General features: G+C 71.4%; 20 protein-coding genes and 1 pseudogene. 10 read left to right on the top strand and 11 right to left on the bottom strand.

Translation table 11 applies throughout. From position 1 onward, the window contains the following. Positions 1-177 precede the first annotated feature (177 nt). Positions 178-649 (top strand): annotated as a pseudogene (locus ACFY15_RS33290) (GNAT family N-acetyltransferase). Between the two features lie 18 nt (positions 650-667). Here the strand turns inward: ACFY15_RS33290 and ACFY15_RS33285 are convergent. The 3 genes from ACFY15_RS33285 to ACFY15_RS33275 form a co-directional block, all read right to left on the bottom strand. Continuing rightward, a complete protein-coding gene (locus ACFY15_RS33285; RefSeq protein ID WP_390826689.1) occupies positions 668-1663 on the bottom strand; it encodes an AraC family transcriptional regulator in 996 nt (331 codons plus the stop codon). A gap of 19 nt (positions 1664-1682) precedes the next feature. Further along, complete coding sequence (locus ACFY15_RS33280; RefSeq protein ID WP_390691103.1) at positions 1683-2510, bottom strand: NAD(P)H-binding protein; 828 nt, start codon at positions 2508-2510, stop codon at positions 1683-1685. A 79-nt stretch (positions 2511-2589) separates the two neighbouring features. After that, the gene (locus ACFY15_RS33275) at positions 2590-2793 is read right to left on the bottom strand and encodes a DUF4287 domain-containing protein (protein ID WP_390691102.1); all 204 of its coding nucleotides are present in this window, start codon (positions 2791-2793) and stop codon (positions 2590-2592) included. A gap of 183 nt (positions 2794-2976) precedes the next feature. Here ACFY15_RS33275 and ACFY15_RS33270 point away from each other — a divergent pair, with 183 nt between their 5' ends. Then, positions 2977-3525, top strand: coding sequence for a flavoprotein (locus tag ACFY15_RS33270; protein WP_390691101.1), 549 nt, complete (start codon positions 2977-2979; stop codon positions 3523-3525). 11 nt (positions 3526-3536) lie between these two features. Here ACFY15_RS33270 and ACFY15_RS33265 read toward each other — a convergent pair whose 3' ends face one another. The 5 genes from ACFY15_RS33265 to ACFY15_RS33245 all read right to left on the bottom strand — a co-directional run bounded on the left by ACFY15_RS33265 (position 3537) and on the right by ACFY15_RS33245 (position 7819). Further along, a complete protein-coding gene (locus ACFY15_RS33265) occupies positions 3537-4043 on the bottom strand; it encodes a DinB family protein (RefSeq protein ID WP_390691100.1) in 507 nt (168 codons plus the stop codon). Between the two features lie 329 nt (positions 4044-4372). Further along, positions 4373-5194, bottom strand: a complete 822-nt coding sequence (locus tag ACFY15_RS33260; protein ID WP_390691099.1) for a BTAD domain-containing putative transcriptional regulator — start codon at positions 5192-5194, stop codon at positions 4373-4375. Positions 5195-5265: 71 nt separating this feature from the next. Further along, positions 5266-5997: a ScbR family autoregulator-binding transcription factor gene (locus ACFY15_RS33255; RefSeq protein ID WP_390691098.1), complete on the bottom strand. Its 732-nt coding sequence runs from the start codon at positions 5995-5997 to the stop codon at positions 5266-5268. 96 nt (positions 5998-6093) lie between these two features. Then, entirely contained in the window at positions 6094-6945 is an 852-nt protein-coding gene (locus tag ACFY15_RS33250; protein WP_390691097.1) for a BTAD domain-containing putative transcriptional regulator, read from the bottom strand. A gap of 238 nt (positions 6946-7183) precedes the next feature. Then, entirely contained in the window at positions 7184-7819 is a 636-nt protein-coding gene (locus ACFY15_RS33245; RefSeq protein WP_390691096.1) for a ScbR family autoregulator-binding transcription factor, read from the bottom strand. Between the two features lie 526 nt (positions 7820-8345). Between ACFY15_RS33245 and ACFY15_RS33240 the strand changes: the two genes are divergently transcribed. The 6 genes from ACFY15_RS33240 to tpg all read left to right on the top strand — a co-directional run bounded on the left by ACFY15_RS33240 (position 8346) and on the right by tpg (position 14657). Further along, a complete protein-coding gene (locus tag ACFY15_RS33240; RefSeq protein ID WP_390691095.1) occupies positions 8346-8537 on the top strand; it encodes a hypothetical protein in 192 nt (63 codons plus the stop codon). A gap of 301 nt (positions 8538-8838) precedes the next feature. Beyond that, entirely contained in the window at positions 8839-9507 is a 669-nt protein-coding gene (locus tag ACFY15_RS33235; RefSeq protein ID WP_390691094.1) for a ScbR family autoregulator-binding transcription factor, read from the top strand. Between the two features lie 135 nt (positions 9508-9642). After that, positions 9643-10899: a ParA family protein gene (locus ACFY15_RS33230; RefSeq protein WP_390691093.1), complete on the top strand. Its 1257-nt coding sequence runs from the start codon at positions 9643-9645 to the stop codon at positions 10897-10899. After that, complete coding sequence (locus tag ACFY15_RS33225) at positions 10896-11822, top strand: ParB/RepB/Spo0J family partition protein (RefSeq protein WP_390691092.1); 927 nt, start codon at positions 10896-10898, stop codon at positions 11820-11822. The genes ACFY15_RS33230 and ACFY15_RS33225 overlap by 4 nt, the downstream gene beginning before the upstream one ends. A gap of 114 nt (positions 11823-11936) precedes the next feature. Beyond that, the gene (gene tap, locus ACFY15_RS33220; RefSeq protein ID WP_390691091.1) at positions 11937-14099 is read left to right on the top strand and encodes a telomere-associated protein Tap; all 2163 of its coding nucleotides are present in this window, start codon (positions 11937-11939) and stop codon (positions 14097-14099) included. 3 nt (positions 14100-14102) lie between these two features. Next, complete coding sequence (gene tpg / locus ACFY15_RS33215; protein WP_390691090.1) at positions 14103-14657, top strand: telomere-protecting terminal protein Tpg; 555 nt, start codon at positions 14103-14105, stop codon at positions 14655-14657. A 52-nt stretch (positions 14658-14709) separates the two neighbouring features. Here the strand turns inward: tpg and ACFY15_RS33210 are convergent, their stop codons facing one another. Beyond that, positions 14710-15282, bottom strand: coding sequence for an ATP-binding protein (locus ACFY15_RS33210; protein ID WP_390691089.1), 573 nt, complete (start codon positions 15280-15282; stop codon positions 14710-14712). Positions 15283-15512: 230 nt separating this feature from the next. On the opposite strand from ACFY15_RS33210, the gene ACFY15_RS33205 reads away from it, so the two are divergent. Together ACFY15_RS33205 and ACFY15_RS33200 are read left to right on the top strand one after the other, a co-directional pair. Next, a complete protein-coding gene (locus ACFY15_RS33205; RefSeq protein ID WP_390691088.1) occupies positions 15513-15989 on the top strand; it encodes a MarR family winged helix-turn-helix transcriptional regulator in 477 nt (158 codons plus the stop codon). Further along, positions 15986-16417, top strand: coding sequence for a MarR family transcriptional regulator (locus ACFY15_RS33200; protein WP_390691087.1), 432 nt, complete (start codon positions 15986-15988; stop codon positions 16415-16417). The genes ACFY15_RS33205 and ACFY15_RS33200 overlap by 4 nt, the downstream gene beginning before the upstream one ends. Positions 16418-16549: 132 nt before the next feature. On the opposite strand, the gene ACFY15_RS33195 is transcribed toward ACFY15_RS33200, so the two are convergent. After that, positions 16550-17023 (bottom strand): hypothetical protein, encoded by a 474-nt coding sequence (locus tag ACFY15_RS33195; RefSeq protein WP_042811489.1) that lies wholly within the window; start codon positions 17021-17023, stop codon positions 16550-16552. Next, positions 17020-17736, bottom strand: coding sequence for a hypothetical protein (locus tag ACFY15_RS33190; protein WP_042811490.1), 717 nt, complete (start codon positions 17734-17736; stop codon positions 17020-17022). Before ACFY15_RS33190 ends, ACFY15_RS33195 begins: the two co-directional genes overlap by 4 nt. Positions 17737-18974 lie beyond the last annotated feature (1238 nt).

Below are 18974 nucleotides of genomic sequence, written 5' to 3'. Positions count from 1 at the left end.
GATTCCCGGGCGCTGACCGCAGCGCCCGGCCGGCCGGTACCGCCCTCTACCGTCGGCGGTCCGCACACCGCCGCCACTTCTGCCCTCAGGGCTGTCCCTACTCCCCCGGCCACCCCGATAAGATACCGCACGTCCTGTTCTTTTCGAACGGTGCGACCGCACTAGGCTGCGCCCGTGATCAGCTCTTCACTCCGCCTGGTACCGGTCACCCCGGACAACTTCGACGCGGTGTGCGCCGTGCGGGTGCACCCGAGCCAGGAGCACCTCGTCTCCCCCCGTCATGAAGTCCCTCGCCGAGGCCTACGTCCACGGGGACGTCGCCTGGCCCCGCGCCGTCGTCGACGGGGACGAGGTGGTCGGCTTCGTCATGGCCTTCATGGACTACGTCTGGGACCCGGCGAAGGACCCGGAGCACCGCCGCTCGGGCCTGTGGCGCCTGAACATCGCGGCCGACCGGCAGGGCAGGGGCTACGGCCGCTTCGCCGTCCAGGCGGTCACGAAGGAGATACGCCGCCGCGGCGGGGAGCGGGTGTACGTCACCTGGAAGCCGGCGCAGGACAGCCCGGAGCCCTTCTACCTCGGCCTCGGCTTCCGCCGCACGGGCGAACTCAGCGGCGACGAACCCGTCGGCGTCCTCGACCTCGCCTAGCTGGTGCTGTGACCGGAACTAAACGGTCCGGCCCAGCACCACCGTGCCCGGGCCCCCCGGCACGCCCGAGCTGGCCCCCGCCCCGGCCCGGAACTGCTGCGGGCTCACCCCGCGGACCCGCTTGAAGGCCGCCGACAGCGCGAACGCGCTCCCGTACCCCACCCGGCGGGCCACCGACGCCACCGTGGCGTCCGGCTCGCGCAGCAGGTCGGCGGCCAGGGTCAGCCGCCAGCCCGTCAGATAGGCGACGGGCGGCTCCCCGACGAGCTCCGTGAAGCGCCGGGCCAGCGCGGCCCGCGACACCCCCGCCTTCCGCGCCAGCTCGGCCACGGTCCACCCGTGCGCGGGGTCCTCGTGCAGCAGCCGCAGCGCCACCCCGACGACCGGATCGCCCTGCGCCCGGTACCAGCCCGGCGCCCCCGCCCCGGGTGCGGCGAGCCAGGCCCGCAGCACTCCGATCAGCAGCAGGTCGAGCAGCCGGTCCAGCACGATCTCCTGCCCCGGCTCGTCCCGCGCCACCTCCGAGGCCAGCAGCGCGATCAGGGCGGTGTCGGCGGCCCCCGCCGGGCGGATCAGCACCGCGGGCAGCGCGCCCAGCAGCCGCTGCCCGATCTCGCCCGGTGCCTGGTACGTCCCGCTCAGCGTCACCGCCGCGCCCGCGCCCGGCCCCGGTCGCCCCCACGTGCGCACCCCGAGCGCCAGCCGCTCACCGAGGTCCTCACCCTCCTGCGTACTGCACCGCTGGTCGGGGCCGACGGTGATGTCCACCGGGGTGTCCGGGCCGTCCGCGAGGGTGTAGGCCCCCGGCCCCCGTGCGACCGCCACGTCGCCCGGCCCGATCGTCGCCGGCTCCCCGTCGTCGGGCAGCAGCCACGCCGTGCCCCGCACCATCGTGATCACCGACAACGCGGCCCGGTCCTCGATCCGCACCGCCCACGGCGGGTCGAAGACGGACTTCAGCAGGACGGCTCCCCGGGCCTTGGGCCCGTCGAGCAGGCCGGTCAACGTGTCCATGCCACCATCCTCGCCCTTCTCAGACGTCCCAGACCCCGCGGGCCGCCGCCTCGCGCGCGTAGTCGGCGAAGTCCCTGGGCTGGCGCCCCAGTACCTCTTCCACCCCGTGGACCAGGTGCGCGTTGCGCCCGTCCAGGATCAGGGCGAACAGCTCCGCGAACTCCTCCGGGAGCCCCTCCTGCCGCAGCGCCGCCCGGAACTCCCCGTCGGAGACGGGCACGTACGCGATCGCGCGCCCGGTCGCCTTCGACAGCTCGGCGGCCACCTCCCCGAAGCCCAGCAGCCGCGGCCCGGACAGCTCGTACGTCCGGCCCGCGTGCCGGTCGTCGGTGAGCGCGGCCACCACCACGTCGGCGATGTCGCCGGCGTCCACGAAGGGTTCCACCGCGTCCGCCACCGGCAGGGCGATCTCCCCGGACCGTACGGGCTCCAGGAAGAAGCTCTCGTCGAAGTTCTGGTTGAACCAGCTGGCGCGCACGACGGTCCAGTCGGCGCCGGAGGCCTTCAGCCGCTCCTCGGCAAGCCGCGCCCCCTCCTCACCCCGCCCGGACAGCAGCACCAGCCGCCGCGCCCCGGCCGCGATGGCCGCCTCCGCGAACGCGCCGACCTCATCGGCGGCCCCGGGGAAGGCGAGGTCGGGCTGGTAGGTGACGTACACCCGGTCCACGTCCCGCAGCGCCGGGCCCCAGGTGGCGGGCTCGTGCCAGTCGAAGGCCGGCGCCCCGGTCCGCGAACCGATCCGCACCGGCCGTCCCCCGGCCGCCAGCCGCTCCGCCACGCGCCGCCCGGTCTTCCCGTTGCCGCCGATGACCAGGGTCTTCTTCGTCTCGTTCGTGTGCGTCGTCATGGGAACCAGTCAATCCCCGCACGACGGGACGCGACATGGCCCGGACGCTCGCCCGCATACGCGTGCGTCCACGCCCCCGCTACTTCTCCGCGAGGGTGTGCGCGACGAGGGCGTTGGCGTGCCCGTGTCCGAGCCCGTGCCCGCTCTTGAGCCAGGCGACCAGCTCCATGTGCTTGACCAGCGGAGACGACCGGATCAGCTCCTTCCACTCCGCGACCGGGCGGCCGTACTTCTTCTCGATCGAAGGGAAGTAGCTGGCGGGGCCCTTCACCGGCTCGCTCATCTCGTCACGCTCCTCGTGGCTGTTCCCATGGGGACGGCTCCCCGTCCACACAGGGGTAGACCGGCGGCCGTGCGGAAACTCATCGCCGATCCCGAAGGTTTTTCCGCCCGGAACCACACGACGTGCCGGATCTGCCGGACCCTCAGGACAGTCCGGGGCAGTTCATGTGATCCCATGATCCACATGACGAGGACTCTCTACCTGTTCTGCTCCGCCGCCCCGCCCGTCTTCGACGTGGCCCACGTGATCGAGGACGCCCAGTCGCGCGGCTGGAACGTGTGCGTGGGCCTGACCCCGACGGCGGCGCGGTGGGTGTCCGAGAGCCTCGACGGGCTCGCCGTCCTGACCGGCAACCCGGTGCGCTGGCAGTACAAGCTCCCCGGGGAGCCCGACGCGTGGCCGGCCGCGGACGCCGTCCTGTTCGCCCCCGCCACCTTCAACACGGTCAACGCCTGGGCGCTGGGCCTCACCGACCGCTTCACCGTCGGCGTCGCCACCGAGGCCCTCGGCAAGGGCGTCCCGGTGGTCGCCATGCCCTGCACCAACACAGCGCTCGCCGCGCACCCCCAGTTCGAGCAGTCCCTCGCCGTGCTGCGCGGCGCGGGCGCCGAGCTGCTCTACGGCGAGGGCGGCTTCGTCCCCGGCCCGGCCGGCCCCGACACCCCGCCGCACTTCCCGTGGCAGACCGCCCTGGACGCCGTGGACCGCGCCGCCGCCGAACGGGCCGTCTGAACCCTGCCTCCCTACTCCCCCGTGACCCCGTCGATCGCCTCGCGCAGCAGGTCCGCGTGCCCGTTGTGCCGGGCGTACTCCTCGATCATGTGGGCCAGGATGTAGTGCAGCGAGTACGGCTGGTCGCCGAAGTTCCCCCGCACGTCGAGGGATGCGGCGGCCTCCACGATCCTCCGCGACCGCTCGCAGGCGTCCTCCCAGATCCGGAACGCCTCGGCCGGGTCCGCGTCGTCGACGTGGAACTCCGTCCGCTCCCCCGCCCCGTCCTCCGGGAAGTACCCGCGCACGTCCTCCCCGGCCAGCACGTTGCGGAACCAGCCGCGCTCCACCTCCGCGAGGTGGCGCACGAGCCCCAGCAGGCTCAGCCCGGACGGCGGGACGGCCCTGCGCCGCAGCTGCTCGTCCGTCAGGCCCGCGCACTTCATCCGCAGGGTGTCCCGCTGCCACTGCAGGACGCTGGTCAGGGTGGCCCGTTCGTCGCCCACCAGCTCGGGCGGGGTCCGCTGTTCATCGCTCATCGGCCGATGATCACACCGGTCACCGCACCCCACCGGGCCATTCCACATGCCGGACGCCCCGGACGCCCCGGACGCCCCGCGGCCCGGCGGCCCGGCGGGCACTCAGGCCACGACGCGCCGCCCCGCGCCCGTCGGCGCCCGTACGCCGTCGGGGCTGCTCCCGTACCCGGCCGCCACCCCAGCTCCCGCCGGGCCCTGGCGTTCGACATCCGCAGGTCGGTCCCCACGACGGCCCGCGCGCGAGCGGCGCGGGCCGCAGCACCCACAGCGGCAGGTCATCGCCGGATGCGACACCTTCCCGGAAGAAGTCCGAGGAGGATTCCGGCGCCCTACGCGGCGTAGAGGTCGAAGGTCGATCCCCGCTTGGGCCCCGCCACCACGTCCAGCGCCGGATCCACCTTCAGCATCGCCTGCTGCAGCCGCTGGAGCTGTGGCGACGGCTCCACACCCAGCTCCCCGATCAGCCGCCCGCGCAGCCTGCGGTACGCGTCCAGTGCGGCCGCCTGCCGGCCGGACCTGTACAGGGCCACCATCAGCTGGGAGTGGAGCCCCTCGTGCTGCGGGTACCGGGCGGCCAGCTCGGTGAGCTCGGCGAGGAGTTCGGTGTGCCGTCCGAGCCGCAGATCGGCGTCGATCCGCCGCTCGACGGTGACGAGCCGGCTCTCCTCCAGCCGCATCACCTCGATGCCCAAAACCGGCCCCACGCGTACGTCGACCAGCGCGGGCCCCTGCCACAGCGCGAGCGCCTCCCGCAGCAGCGCGGCCGCGCCCGCGTCGTCACCGCCGTCGAAGGCGGCCTGTCCCCGGGCGACGAGGCCCTCGTACACGTTGGCGTCGACGGCCCCGGGCGGCACCTGGAGCAGGTATCCGCCGTGCCGCGTCGTGAGGACCTCCTTCGCGGCGCCCGGCCGTCCGGGGCCCATGGCCGTGCCGAGCCGCCGGCGCAGCTGGAGGATGTACGTCTGCAGTGTGGTCGGCGCGCTGAGGGGCAGCTCGTGCCCCCAGATCTCCTCCATGAGGGTGGGAACCGGCATCACCTGCCCGGGGTGCAGCGCGAGGAGGGCCAGGATCTGACGCGGCTTGGACGCCGTCGGCACGATCGAGTCCCCGTCGACCTCGGCACTCAGCGGACCCAGAACCCGAATCTCCACGGTCTCCCCTCCTCTGTTCGTCGCTTCACCCCACGGTCTCGGCCGGACGACGGCACCGCCACGGCGACGTCCTAGACCCCGCTGCCGAGGAACTCGTAACTGCGCACCTCGTCCGCCGCCCGTGTGTCACGGGCCCGCGTCCGGTACTCCCGGGCCTGCTCCGCGCCCACCAGGCTCGGCAGCAGCAGCCCCCACAGGGCGGCCACCTTCCGCTGGAGCTCCGCGTACGACAGCCCGGTCCCGGCGAGCACCTCGATCCCGCAGACGGCGGCTGCCACCAGCGCCTCGGCGCTCTCCCACCGGTCGGCGGCCGGACCCCCGTCGGCGGTGCTCTCGCCGGCGGCGCCGTCCAGCCCGCCGACCGACGGGTCCAGCGGCAGCTCTCCCACGTCCCGCGCCATCCTCAGCAGTTCGCAGACCGCCTCCAGCCACGCCCCGTGGAAGTCCATCGCGGGCGGCTGCTGGCCGGCGCACTCCTTGGTGATGCGGAAGCTCGCCGGGATCGCCGGATCCTCGTGCAGCGTCCGCGCCAGCCAGTGCGTGGTGTCGATCAGGACCTGCAAGGGCGAGGCCCCGCCCTCGCGCAGTCCGCGCACCGCCTCGTGCAGCAGGCCGCACCCGCGCCGCTGCACCGCGTCCGCGAGCTCGTCCTTCGAGGCGAAATGGAAGTACAGCGCCCCCTTCGTCACCCCGGCCGCACCCGCGATCTCACCGAGCGTCGCGTTGGCGTATCCGTTGCGGTGGAACAACTCGGCCCCGGCGAAGACCAATCGCCTGCGCGTCCGCTCCGACCTTTCCTGCACCGCTCCGTCTCCTTCCGCCCCCGCTGCGTCCCTGGCCGTTCCCCCGGCCATCCCCCGGCCGCACCGACCGCCACCGGCCGGCACCGGCCGCGCGGGTCAGGCCCGTACGAGCCGGTCGGCCCTCACACCCGCTCCGGCGACCGCGGCGGCTGCCACGGGCGCCTGCTTGCCGACGCCGCCCTCCGGACCCGCCATCAGGATCGACCGCTGGAGGCGGCGCAGGGTGGTCGACGGCTCCAGCCCCAGGTCCCGGACGAGCGTCGCGCGCAGCCGCTGGTACACGTCCAGCGCCTCGCCCCGGCGGCCCGAGCGGTGCAGGGCGAGCATGAACTGCCCGTGCAGGTTCTCGTGGGTGCGGTACCGGCTCACCAGCACCGTCAGCTCCGCCAGCAGCTCCCGGTGGCGGCCCAGCTTCAGGTCGGCCTCGATGCGCTGGTCGAGCGCGCACAGCCGGGTCTCCTCCAGGCGGCGCGTCTCCATGTCCAGCTGCACGCCGCCCTGCACGTCGGCGAAGGCGGGCCCGGACCACAGGGCGAGCGCCTCGCGCAGCCGCTGGGCGGCGACAGGGAAGTCACCCGCGTCGATCGCCCGGTAGCCCAGGCCGGCCAGCCGGTCGAACTCCCGTACGTCGCTGGTCCCGCCGTCGCTGTTGAGCAGGTAGCCGCCGGGCAGCGTGACGAGCACGTCCTTCGCGGTGCGGTCCTCGTCGTTCCCTTCCAGGGCGGTCGCGATCAGCGCGCGCAGCTGGAGGACGTAGGTCTGCAGCGTGGTGCGGGCGCTGCGCGGGGGCATCGTCCCCCACAGCTCCTCGATCAGCGCCGAGACCGGTACGACCTGGTCGGCGTGGAGCGCCAGGAGCGCCAGGACCTGCCGGGGCTTGGGGGCGGTGGGCGTGATGGAGATCCCGTTCTCCCGCACGGCGAGTGCGCCCAGTACATCGATGTCCACGTCGTACTCCCCTGTCCTTTGGATGAGTCGCAAGAGTCAGTAGAAAACAGGCCGGACGGTTTGTCAATACGAAACCGGGCAACCAGTTTGCACCCTGGTGAGATCTCGACGCCGCTCAGGAATACCCTCCGACCTGGGCATTTACGGGTCATGCACCCACCCACGACAGCGTGGAGCTCTTCAGCCGCCTCGCGACAGCAGCCATATAACACCCACGGAGGCCTAAAAATCAAACCATTCAGTCTGTTTCCTTGTCGGCCATCGCCTCGACAAGGACCGCAGCCGCCGCCTCGCCGCTCGCGATACCCGGAAGAACCACGCTCCAGATACGGGTCAGGAGCTGTCGGGCGCTGCGGCCGGGCTCGAGCCCTCCCAGCCCCTCCAGCCCGACCGTCGACGCCACCACCAGGCACGTCGCGTCCTGCGGGGACACCCCCTGGGCCAACAGCCCGGCCCGCTCGGCCGCTTCCAGCAGTTCCCCGGCCCACAGCCGCCACTGTCCGCGCAGGTCCACCGGGCTGCTGCGGGCGGTGTCCGCGCACAGGACGAACGCCGCCCGCACGGCGATGTCCTCGGCCAGCAGCGCGAGCATCGTGTACGTGGCACCGACCAGCACCCGCAGCGGCCCGGCCTCGCTCCCGCGCTTCCCTTCCGCCGCCGCGGCCTGCCGCAGCGCCCGCTCGGCGCGCTCCTCCACGGCCAGGGCGAGAGAGGTCTTCCCGTCGAAGTGGAAGTGCAGGGCGCCGGAGGTCACTCCGGCCCGCTGGCTGATCTCGGCGATCGACGCGGCGGCGAACCCTTCCTCGGCGAACACCTCCGCGGCCGCGTGCACCAGGGACTCCCGCGTGCGTGCCGCACGTTCCTGCTTGACCATGGGGGGCTCTCCACACCGCATCCGCCGCGTCAGCGGTCCGCCCCGCAGAAATGGGGACATCGTGCGCCACAGTCGGTTCCCCCACCGGAGCCGGACCGGACTCCCACCGGAGGAGCACCCCCGTTCACACGGTTGCCACCCACCCTTGCCCGCCCGCCCCCGCGCCCCGCGCCACCGTTAACGGCGTTAACGCCGTTAACGCCCCCCTCCCGTCAGAGCACCCACCGAGCGACGGTCAGGCCGTCGCCGACGGCCGCCGTCCCCCGCCACATCCGCAGCAGGGTGCACCGGCACCAGACCCGAACAGCAACAGCCCCTGACCCAGGCGACCCCAGACGCACCATCCAAAGCACCCCACAGAACCCCCCGCGCAAAACCACCCCCAGGCCGACCAACGCCGTCATCGCCGTTAACGCCGTTAACGGCGCCCCGCCGCCGGCGCCGTCACAGCGCCCGGTGCGGCGGTCCCGCCCCGGTCCCGCCGCCACCCGTGCCAAGGACGACGGCCCATCCCCCGGAGGCCCCCGTGGCGACCACCACCGCCGAGGCCCGTACCGAACCCGCCCGCGCGAGCCCGCGCAAGCGGAAGCCCGTCCGCCCGGCGCCACCCTCCCCCGGGAGCTCCCCGCCCGAGGGGCCGGCCTCAGGACCCCACCCGCCGCTCCACGAGCAGCCCGACCCCGTCGAGGATCCGCTCCAGCCCGAACTCCAGCCCTGAACCTGCCCCCGTGCTCCGCGACGGACCCCAGCGCCGGCGCCGGATACTCCCGCCCCCGGCCCCCGCCGACGCGAAGTCCGGCCCCGCGCCCCGATCCGGCAGGGCCCCGTCCCATTAACGGCGTTAACACCGCCGCCTCCACACCCCCCTGACGAAAAGAAACACGCAAAACAACCACCAACCACCCTGAACCCCCACCTACTAAGCACCTTAAAAGTACTGGTCGACTGGTTTTCTTTCACCGCCTCCCACTAGATTGATCTTGAACACCAACGGACGAAACCGACATCGGGAGACACACGTGGCGAGGGTCAGGCAGGAACGGGCCGAGATCACCCGGCAGGCGATCCTCGACGGCGCGGCCATCGCCTTCGACCACGCCGGCTTCGGCGGCACCAGCCTCAGCGACGTGGTCAAGCACGCCGGAGTCACCAAGGGCGCCCTCTACTTCCACTTCCCCTCCAAGCAGGCCCTCGCCCGCACCCTGGTGGACGAGCAGTTCCAGGTCTCCGCCGACGTCCCGGCCATCGAGGACCCGGGCCTCCAGACCGTCATCGACCTCACCCACCAGATGGCGTCCGGGCTGCGCACCAACGTCCGCATCCGCGCCGGCATCCGCCTGGTCATCGAATTCGGCTCGTTCACCGACCCCGACCCGTCCCCGTACAACGCCTGGATCGAGACCTGCCGCAGCTGCCTGACGCCCGCCCAGGAACGCGGCGACGTACTGCCGTCGGTCGACCTGTACGACCTCTCGACCTTCCTCGTCGGCTCCTTCACCGGCATCCAGGTGACCTCACACGTCCGCACCGCCCGCGAGGACCTGCACGCCCGGATCGTCGACCTCTGGACCCACCTCCTCCCGGGGATCGTGCCCGCCGGCCGCCTCGGCCTCTTCGACCCGGCAGGCTCCTCCGAGTGCCGCACGGCACTGGACCTGCCCACCATCCGGCCCGTCCCGCGTCCCTGACGACCCCTCCAGGGCGGTCCCGCACACCCGCGGGGCCGCCCTTTCGCATGCCCGGAGCCCTTCCCCACCCATTTCGTTAGCAAAACCCAAGCGTGGCGCCCACACGGACCCAAGAACGTTAGTAAAGTCCCTCTCATGACTTCGCCCTCGTCCCCAAACGACCGAGAGAAGGTCGTCTCCAAGCTCCCCCCGTGGCTCCGCCAGGAGTTGAAGATCCGCACCGCCCAGCTGCGGGTCGACATCCAGGACGCCGTCCACCAGGGCATCGCCCACTGGAGCGCCCTCGCCTCCGCCCCCTCCCCCGTCGACACCTCCGGCGCCGAGTCGTTCTCGACGTGGCTGCCCGCCGGGCAGTGGGAGTCGTTCCGCTCCGCCTCCAAGGACCGCGGTGTCTCCCTCATCCAGGGTCTCGCCCAAGCGGTGCACCTCTGGCTGGAGATGAACCCGGCCCCCACCGTCCAGCGCCCCTCGGTCGTCCGCCGCATCGTCGTGTGCAACCAGAAGGGCGGCGTCGGCAAGACCGCCATCACCGCCGGCACCGCCGAGGCCCTCGCCGAGGACCCCTCGACCCTGCACCCCGTCCGCGTCGCCCGCCAACTGGCGAGGCTCGCCGGCCCCGGGGAAACCGAAGGCGCCCACCCCACCACCCCGCTGGACCTCGAAGACCTCCCGGGCCTGGGCATGCGCGTCCTGCTCGTCGACTTCGACCCCCAGGGCCACCTCACCAAGCAGCTCGGCCAGCAACCGCTCCCCATCGGCGGAGACAGCCTCACCTGCCACATGGCCGGCGAGGCCAAGGGCCCCCTCCAGGACCTGATCGCCCCGATCGAGCACGACCGCTTCGGCGACCGCCTGCACCTCCTGCCCGCCTGCACGGACGCCTTCCTCCTCGACGTCCGCCTTTCCACCGTCCGCGCCCGCGAGGCCGCCCTCGAACGCGCTCTCGCCCCCGTCGAGTCCGACTACGACGTCATCCTCATCGACTGCCCGCCCAGCCTCGGCCTGAGCATGGATGCGGCGATCTACTACGGCCGACGCCGCGACACCGAACAGCCGGGTGCCTCCGGCGCGCTGATCGTCGTCCAGGCGGAGGACTCCTCGGCGGACGCGTACGACCTCCTGACCTCCCAGATCAACGACCTGCGCGACGACCTCAGCCTGGACATCGACTACCTCGGCCTCGTCGTGAACCTCTACGACGGCCGCCGCGGCTACATCGCGACCAGCTCCCTCCAGGCCTGGATGGACATAAAGGATCCCCGGGTCGTGGCGATCGTCCCCGACCTCAAGGAACAGCGCGAGTCCGTCCGCCTGAAGCAGCCCCTCTTCGTCTACGCCCCCAACGGCGACCAGGCCGTCGCCCTGCGCGCCCTCGCCCGGGAGATCTCATGAGCAGCAAGGCCGACAAGCTCGGCGTCTCGGCGTCCTTCGCACGGGCCCAGCCCGTCGGCGTCAGCTCCCGCCGCGCCGCCATCGCAGAAGCCACGGGCGCCCCCACCTCCGGGGTCGTCCCGCCCTCCGAGGTCCCCATCGAGGCCCTGGCCCACAACCCCTTCAACCTCCGCGAGGACCTCACCGACCTCGACGAGCTGGCGCAGTCCCTCAGCGTGCGCGGCCAGCTCCAGCCCCTGGCCGTCGCGACCCGCATGGCCTTCATGGAGGCCCACCCGGGCGCCACCGACGGCCTCGGCCGCGCCCCGTACGTGGTCATCGACGGCAACCGCCGCCTCGCGGCCGCCCAGCTGGCCGGGCTCAAGACGATGCACATCCACGTCAACGACGCCCTGTCCGCCTCGGCCGCCGACATCCTGGAATCAGCGCTCATCGCCAACGTCCACCGGGTCGACGTGGCCCCCATGGACCAGGCCCGCGCCCTCCAGGAGCTCGTCGAGGTCCACGGCTCCCAGGCCCAGGTGGCCAAGCGGATCGGCAAGACCCCCGCCTGGGTCTCCCAGCGCCTGACCCTCCTCAACCTGACGCCCGAGCTCCAGGACAAGGTGGAGACGGGCGAACTGAAGGTGGAGCCGGCCCGCCGCATCGGCCGCCTCCCCCAGGAGGAGCAGGCGGCGGCCGCCACGGAGAGCATCAACGCCGTCAACCCCCCGCGCCAACGCACCCGCCCGACCCCCCCGACCCCCCCGACCGTTAACGCCGTTAACGCCCCGGCCCCCGCGGCTGCACCCACCCCACCCGCCCCCACCCCCCGCATCACGATCTCCGCCCAGTCCCCGGAGACCATCGCGGACGCCCTCACCGCCCACCTCACCCCGGACGATCTCAAGGCCGTCACGGAACTCCTGATGCAACGCATCTGAGCCGGACCCCACGCACCCCGGGGGCGCTGACGGCGTTAACGCCGTTAACGCCCCCGAGTGCGTTTCAGGTGCGTTCAACCGTGCGCTTCACATAGGGTGCCCTTGGAGGTAGCAATGAGCGAGACGAACGAACAGACCACCCTCTTCGCAGCGGTCGACGCCCTGCTGGAGGAAGCCGCGGCCAAGGACGGCCTCCCCGCCCCCGACGAGCGCAAGCGCCTGCGCGAGGCGGCCGGCCTGAGCCAGGACCAGATCGCCAAGGCCCTCTCCGTCCGCCGCGAGACCGTCACCTCCTGGGAGACCGGCCGCACGGCCCCCCGTCCCCCCAAGCGCGCGGCCTACGCCCGCCTCCTCGAAGGCCTCGCCGCCCTCCACCCCACCCCGGGCACCCCCACCGTTAACGCCGTTAACACCCCCACCCCTCCCCCCGCCGTCAACGCCGAGCCCGCGCCCCCCACCGCAGCCCTCACCCCCCCTCCCACCGTTAACGCCGTTAACACCCCCGCCCCCCACGAAGCGGCCCCCCGCCCCGCGACAACGCCGGCCCACCCCCAGCCCCGCACCACCACACCCACCACCCGTGCCGCCCACTCCACCCCCCTCCCCCTCCAGGGCAACGGCCCCCTCGCCGTCCTGGACGGCACCGGCCACGCCCATGCCGCCGGCGGGGTCCTCCTCAACCACCCCACCTCGGGCCTCCCCGCCCTCATCTCCTGGGCCCTCGGCCCCGACGCCGACCTCCGCGCCCCCCGCCTCCACCGCAACGGCAAGGACGGCGACCCCCTCCTCGTCCTCACCGCCCCCGCCGCCGAGCGCCTCGGCCTCCCCCTCACCCTCGAGGACCGCCGCGCCCTCCGCCTCCCGGACGACCACCCCGTCGTCAAGCAGCTCACCAAGGCCAAGTGGCAGCTCACCCGACGCGGCTTCGGCCCCTGGGCCCGCATCTACCGCCCGGCCTCCCCGTCCACCGGCCGTCAGTGCGTCCAGCTCGCGGTGCTCCCCTGGGGCGCCCTCGACCCCCGGGCGTGGGGTGAGGACACCGCCGACCTCCCCGCCCCCGAACTCGCCGAGCTGCTCTCCACCTACGCCGCCCGCGTCCTCACCCCCCGCGGCTCCACCGCCGTCACGGGCCTGGAGCTCATGACGGCCCTGCGCCCGCCGACCCGCGCGGTCCGCAACCCCGCGACCAACGCCTGGGAGTCCGCCCCCGTTCCCGGCTCCCTCACCCGCCCGGTCGACCCCGCCCCGCCGGAGGCCCCCGACGAGCACCCCGTGGTCGCCTCCCTGTACCCCCGCTCCCACCAGCGCACCCCGGACCAGGTCCTCGACGAGGAGGCCTACGACTGGATCCGCGACCCGGAGCTCCTCACCGACGCCGAGTGCGCCCGCACCCACGCCGTCGGCATCGACGTGAACATGGCCTTCGCCGCCGCCGCGAACCGCCTCACCGTCGGCACCGGCCCCGCGATCCACACCACCAACCCCCGTTTCGACCCGAAGCTCCCCGGCTGCTGGCTCGCGGACCTCTCCTCCCTCCCCCTGGACCCCCGCCTCCCCAGCCCCTTCACCCCGCACGGCAGGCCCCCCACCGGCCCGGCCTGGTACGCGACCCCGACCCTGGCCTACGCCCGCGAGCTCGGCCACGACGTCCGCCCCACCGAGGCCTGGACCCGCCCGGAGCACGGCCCCTACCTCGACGCCTGGTACACCCGCCTCCGCGACGCCTACCTGGCCACGATGACGGACCTGGGCGTCACGACCGCGCTCACGGAACCCGAGTTCCTCACCGCCATGGAGACGTACAAGCAGAACAACCCCTCCACCACCGCAGTCCTCTCCGCGATCAAGTCCACGGTCAAGGGCGGCATCGGCAAACTCCGCGAACGCCCCCAGGGCGCCGGCTACCGCCCGGGCGAGCCCTGGCCCGCCCTCGAACGCCCCACCTGGCGCCCGGACATCCGCGCCGCCGTCATCTCCACGGCCCGCGTCAACATGCACCGCAAGATGCAGAAGCTCGCCACGGCCGCCGGCCTCTACCCCATCGCGGTCCTCTCCGACTGCGCGGTCTACCTCTCCGACGGGCCCAGCCCCCTGGACTTCCTCCCCCGCACCCCCGACGGCAAGCCGCTCCCCGGCGGCTTCCGCCTGGGCGTCAGCCCAGGCATGGTCAAGCACGAGGGCACCCAGCCCCTCCTGTGGGCCGTGCAACTCCTCGACGAACACCTCAACCCCGCCCGCCACATCAAGGGCCACGACGCAGCAGCAGACGGCGAGTAACCGATGCCCGACATCTCCGACAGCCTCACCAAGGCCGACGAACAGCACTTCACCCGCCCCATCCCCAAATCCCCGGGCGCCCAGATGCGCTACCTCGTAAAGCAACTCAAATCCACAAAGAACGTAGCCACCCTCCTCGGCATCTCCCAACGCACGGTCGAGCGCTACGTGAAGAACGAGATCAAGCAGCCCAAGCCCGCCCTCGCGGCCCGCCTGGAAACCGAGGTGCGCCGCCGCTGGCAGCCCCTGGTCCGCAAGCGCGCCCGCGAGAAGGCCGCCCGCACCACCGGCCTGGTCATCGAGACCCGCGCCCGCTTCGGCTTCACCGCCGCCCCCGGCACCACCGACGACGGCCGCATGCGCCGCATCACCCAGCACCTCCCCCCGGAGTACGCCCAGCGCCTCTTCGCGGCGCAGGACACCGGCGCCACCGAAGCCCAGCTGCGCCACATCACGGCGGAGGCCCTCCAGGAGATCTACTTCAAGGACAACGGAGCCCGCGCCTCCAGCCTCCTGGTCGAGTTCACCGACATCGACTACGTGGACTTCGCCTTCTAGACCACCCAGAACACCCACCCACCCACCCCACTGAGCCGACGCACAGTAGTTGTCACATAGGCAGTCTTGTTGTCACCTGCGAGGTGCGGCGCCGGAAGGTCTCAGCTCTGACGGCCTCCGCGATCTGCTGGGCGGCCTGGGCGGGTGTCAGGTGCGTGGTGTCGACGACCTCGGCCTCGGCGTGCAGCCACGTGCGGGCGGCCTCGGCGTAGGGTTCGAGGTATGCGAGGCGGAACGGGGAGTTGGGGCCGAGAACGGTGTCGCCCGCGATGCGCGCGCGGAGAGTGCCCTGATCGGCATGGAGGACGAAGTGCCGGACCGGAATATCGTGCTCGGCAAGACCCGAGCTGATCTCGCGCCAGTACTTCTCGACCAGGACGGTCATGGGCATCACCAGGGTGCCGCCGGTGTAGTCGAGGATGCGTCGGGCGGTCTCGACCACGAGGGGCCGCCACGGTGGCCAGTGCTGGAAGTTGTCCGTCGCGGGCAACCCTGGCTTGATGTCCATGAGTGTCTCGCCGACCTTCTCGGCGTCGAACACCCGTGAGTCCGGAATCAGCTGCTGGAGGAACGTGCTGGTTGTCGTCTTGCCCGCGCCGTGCGTGCCGTTGAGCCATACGATCATGGACCTGACGCTAGCGCCGTGCGGGCCCCAGGAACACCTTCTGGTGACAGTAGGGCTGCTGAACGAGGTCATGTGACAAATCGGATGCCTCACCTGTGACAACCATGGTGCTTCAAGCGACCCCCTCTCGCAGCTCACCCGACTCCGCTGGTGACGACTACCGTGCTTCGGCTCACGCACCCCACCCCAAACACTAGCCATGTACATACTAGCCATGTACTCTATCCGCCATGGACGGAGAAATCGCCACGCCCGGCTTCCTGCTCTGGCGCCTGTCGACGAAGTGGCGGGTGGCCGTCGACCGGGCGGTCGCCCCCCTGGGCATGACCCACGCCCAGTACGCCCTGCTCGCCTCGCTGTACGGCATGTCCCGCGCCGGGCTGCGCCCCAGCCAGCGCCGCCTCGCCGACCACACCGGCCTCGAACCGCTGTACGTCTCCAAGCTCGCCCGCGCCCTGGAATCCTCCGGCCTCGTCGCCCGCACCCGCGACCCGGACGACCCGCGCGCCATGCAGCTGTCGCTCACCGAACAGGGCCACGAGCTCACGAGCCGCGCGATCACCACGGTCCAGAACCTCCTGGACCAGCTCCTGCGACCGCTCGGCGGCCAGGACGACCCCCGCGCACGACAGTTCGCCCGCGACCTCGCGACCCTGCTCGAAGCACCTCTTGATTCGCACACCGAGAACGAGAAGGAGCAGCCGTGACCGCCCCCACCCTCAACGCCCGCGTCATAGCCCTGGCGCACCACGCCGCCCGCACCCTCGCCGAGGGCGCCCTGACCCGCCACGGCGTGACGTTCCACCAGAGCGTCACCCTCCGGACCGTCGCCGCCGCGGGCGGCACCCTCGCCCACCGGGACCTGGTCGCCAAGGTCACCGACGCCCTCAAGACCACCGAGCCCCTGATCGACGCGGTCATCGCCGAACTGACGGCCGCGAAGCTGCTGCACCGCCGGGCTTCCGCCCTGAACCTCACGGACGCCGGCCGGGACCTGTACGAGACCACCGCCGCCGAGACGGCCTCGATCGCCGCCCGCCTGTACGCCGACATCCCGGCCGAGGACCTCGCCGTCGCGGGCCGCGTCCTCACCCTGATCACGGCCCGCGCGAACGCCGAACTGGCCGACGCCTGAGCCCCCACACCCCCGAACCCACAGGCGCCCCCACAAGCCCCTGAAACCCTTTGAGGACCCCGGGACATCCCGAGGCCCTCAAAAGCTCTTGAGAAGCCGCCAGAGGCCTTCTGAGGCCCCTTCTCAAGCCACTTACCCCACAGCGTGCAGGGTCCGCCGACGCTTCGACTCCGCGGCCTTCTTCGCGGCGGCCTGCGCGGCACGCTTCTTCCGCTGCTCGGCGAGCTGGTCCTGGTACTCCGCCACCGCCTGGTGGTAGCTGGCGACGTACCCGCGCGCGTCCAGCCGCTCGTCCGGCGCCATCTCGTTCACGGCGGCGACGGCGTCCTCGAAGGAGTTGTACCCGGCCAGCATCGGGTTGATCTGGTACACCCCGTTCCTGACCTTACGCACGAGCTTCGCCAGCTCCAGGCTGCGCAGAGCGGCGTTGACGCTCGGCCGGCTCAGCTCCAGCAGCCCGCCGATGGTGGCCTGGTCGATCAGGATCCGCCCACCGGGCTCGCTCAGCGAACGCAGCTTCAGCAGCACACGGTACGCGGCAGGCGGAAGGTCGAGGTCGGAGAGAAGCCCGTCGGCGTTGACCGCAGCGAATCGCAAGGTGCTCACTGAGCTGTCCCTTCTTCCTTGCGCTGGGCCCGGCTCAGCCGGCGCGCAGCGCGCTCTTTGGACCGTTCGGCCCGCAGTTCCTCGATTGCCTGCCGCATGTGGTCCAGCGACGGGAACCGCACCAGGTCGGGCAAACTCGTGTCGCTGCGAATCTGCGAGATGGTGCTGTGCTGCTCCACCTTCACGAACTCACCCGCCGTCTCCGTCCCCGGGATGAACTCGGCCACCCGGTAACTGTAGGGCGGGTTGAACTGGTACACACCCCGCCGCACCTTGAAGACGATCCCATGAGACATGACGGTGTGCAGAGCCTCCGAGGTCTTTGTCCGACTGACGTCCAGGATCGTAGCCATCTCCTCCTGGGTAAGTGGAATCCGCCCTCCCGCCCGTTGGCACGCGATCAACAGCAGGATCAGCCTCAGGGGCAATGCTTCCCTGAAGTACTGGGCGATCACCAGGAAGAACTCCAGGCTGTCCATCGAGAACGCGTTTGGCTGACTCTGCGTCCCGTAGAACTCCAGCGGCTTGCGCTCACCGTCCAGCGTGAGCTTCCGGCTGGGGTACCGCTTCGCGAGGCTGTCCAGATCCTTGACCGGAGCCAGCGGCTGACTCCACGCCGAGATCGCGTCATCAACGGGGAGATCAGGACGCGGCGCGCGCGACGGACTCTGCCGGCGGCGCTGTGCTTCTGATGACACGAGGATGCTCTCCACTTCGTTGATCTGCAGAGAGAGTATGTCAACAAGGGTGACACTAATGTCACGCTCGTTGACGTTCGGCGTGTCTTGTGTCCCCCCTGGGGGGACACATCTCGGCCACAGCTCCCCGCCAGGCCCCCTCGAACCCCCCTCGCCCAACCCCATCCCGCCCTGGCGCAGTTCGCCGACGTATCTCGCGAAAAACGTCAGTCTCCCCGACGTTTTAGCCCAAAAAGCGTCAGCCTCACTGACATTTTGCAGCCGTTGTGTCCCCCTACCAGCGACACATCGCCCGAGTTATGTCCCTCCTGAGGGGACATAACTTTCCCCCTGCACCCCCGCTGACCTGCGGCAACGCATATCCGTACCCTCTATAGGCCGTCTCCTGCCGCGCTGCGCGCACGCAACGCCGCCTTCAACCCCCAGCTCCAGCCCATTTCCTGACGCCGAACCACTCCAGCCATCCCACCGACACGGACCGGACACCCTGTCCGTAACCGCGCAGAATCTGACTGATTCCTATCTCTATCCCCACATCACTTTGAATCACCCTCGCACTCGACCATTAACGCCGTTAACGCCCCACGCCCTACCTCCAGCACCTTTCCACCAACCTCCAAGCACTTCACCCCAACCTCTCCAGCCAACAGCCCAAACCCATCACCCCTGGCCAGACCCCATGAACCGTCGCCCTACCCACCATCCTGTCTGACTACCCGTCACAACAACCCACACACTCCTCCCAGCACGCCCAGAACCACCCCACCACCACTCCTAAACCACTCAAGAGGCCGACAAACAACACATCTCACTCAAGAACAACTACAAAACGACCCAACAATCACTCCAAAACAACCCTCCTTTCCAGCCGAGAAACCATCCCAGCCTGCAACAAAGCAACAAACCACACACCCACACGTTCACATCACCTACTCAAACCCGGAGCAAAGCGGAAGGCTCACCCACCAAAGGGCGGACCCTGGCCCGCAAAGCGGGCCGCTCCCCGAGGCGCAGCCAGGCGGGCTCCCTACCCTTCAGGAGCGGAGCGAAGCGGAGGCTCCCTCGGCCCGAAGGGCCAGCCCTGGCTCGCGAAGCGAGGGCCTCCCGAGCGCAGCGAGGTGGTCTCCCTACACCGGGGCGGAGCGAAGCGGAGGCCTACCCGGCCCGAAGGGCCGGCACTGGCCCGCGAAGCGGGCCACCCGCCGAGCGCAGCGAGGCGGGCTCCCTACCCACCAGGGCGGAGCGAAGCGGAG

The organism is Streptomyces sp. NPDC001373 (assembly GCF_042895815.1).
Taxonomy (GTDB): Bacteria; Actinomycetota; Actinomycetes; order Streptomycetales; family Streptomycetaceae; genus Streptomyces.
The sequence above is the reverse complement of the archived record's forward strand: the minus strand, read 5'-3'. Positions and strand labels throughout refer to the sequence as shown.

Excerpts from the sequence above, each read along its gene's own strand:
- ACFY15_RS33285 (WP_390826689.1), bottom strand. The coding sequence starts at position 1,663 with ATGGACACGTTGACCGGCCTGCTCGACGGGCCCAAGGCCCGGGGAGCC.
- ACFY15_RS33280 (WP_390691103.1), bottom strand. The coding sequence starts at position 2,510 with ATGACGACGCACACGAACGAGACGAAGAAGACCCTGGTCATCGGCGGC.
- ACFY15_RS33275 (WP_390691102.1), bottom strand. The coding sequence starts at position 2,793 with ATGAGCGAGCCGGTGAAGGGCCCCGCCAGCTACTTCCCTTCGATCGAG.
- ACFY15_RS33270 (WP_390691101.1), top strand. The coding sequence starts at position 2,977 with ATGACGAGGACTCTCTACCTGTTCTGCTCCGCCGCCCCGCCCGTCTTC.
- ACFY15_RS33265 (WP_390691100.1), bottom strand. The coding sequence starts at position 4,043 with ATGAGCGATGAACAGCGGACCCCGCCCGAGCTGGTGGGCGACGAACGG.
- ACFY15_RS33245 (WP_390691096.1), bottom strand. The coding sequence starts at position 7,819 with ATGGTCAAGCAGGAACGTGCGGCACGCACGCGGGAGTCCCTGGTGCAC.
- ACFY15_RS33230 (WP_390691093.1), top strand. The coding sequence starts at position 9,643 with ATGACTTCGCCCTCGTCCCCAAACGACCGAGAGAAGGTCGTCTCCAAG.
- ACFY15_RS33225 (WP_390691092.1), top strand. The coding sequence starts at position 10,896 with ATGAGCAGCAAGGCCGACAAGCTCGGCGTCTCGGCGTCCTTCGCACGG.
- tap (WP_390691091.1), top strand. The coding sequence starts at position 11,937 with ATGAGCGAGACGAACGAACAGACCACCCTCTTCGCAGCGGTCGACGCC.
- tpg (WP_390691090.1), top strand. The coding sequence starts at position 14,103 with ATGCCCGACATCTCCGACAGCCTCACCAAGGCCGACGAACAGCACTTC.
- ACFY15_RS33210 (WP_390691089.1), bottom strand. The coding sequence starts at position 15,282 with ATGATCGTATGGCTCAACGGCACGCACGGCGCGGGCAAGACGACAACC.
- ACFY15_RS33205 (WP_390691088.1), top strand. The coding sequence starts at position 15,513 with ATGGACGGAGAAATCGCCACGCCCGGCTTCCTGCTCTGGCGCCTGTCG.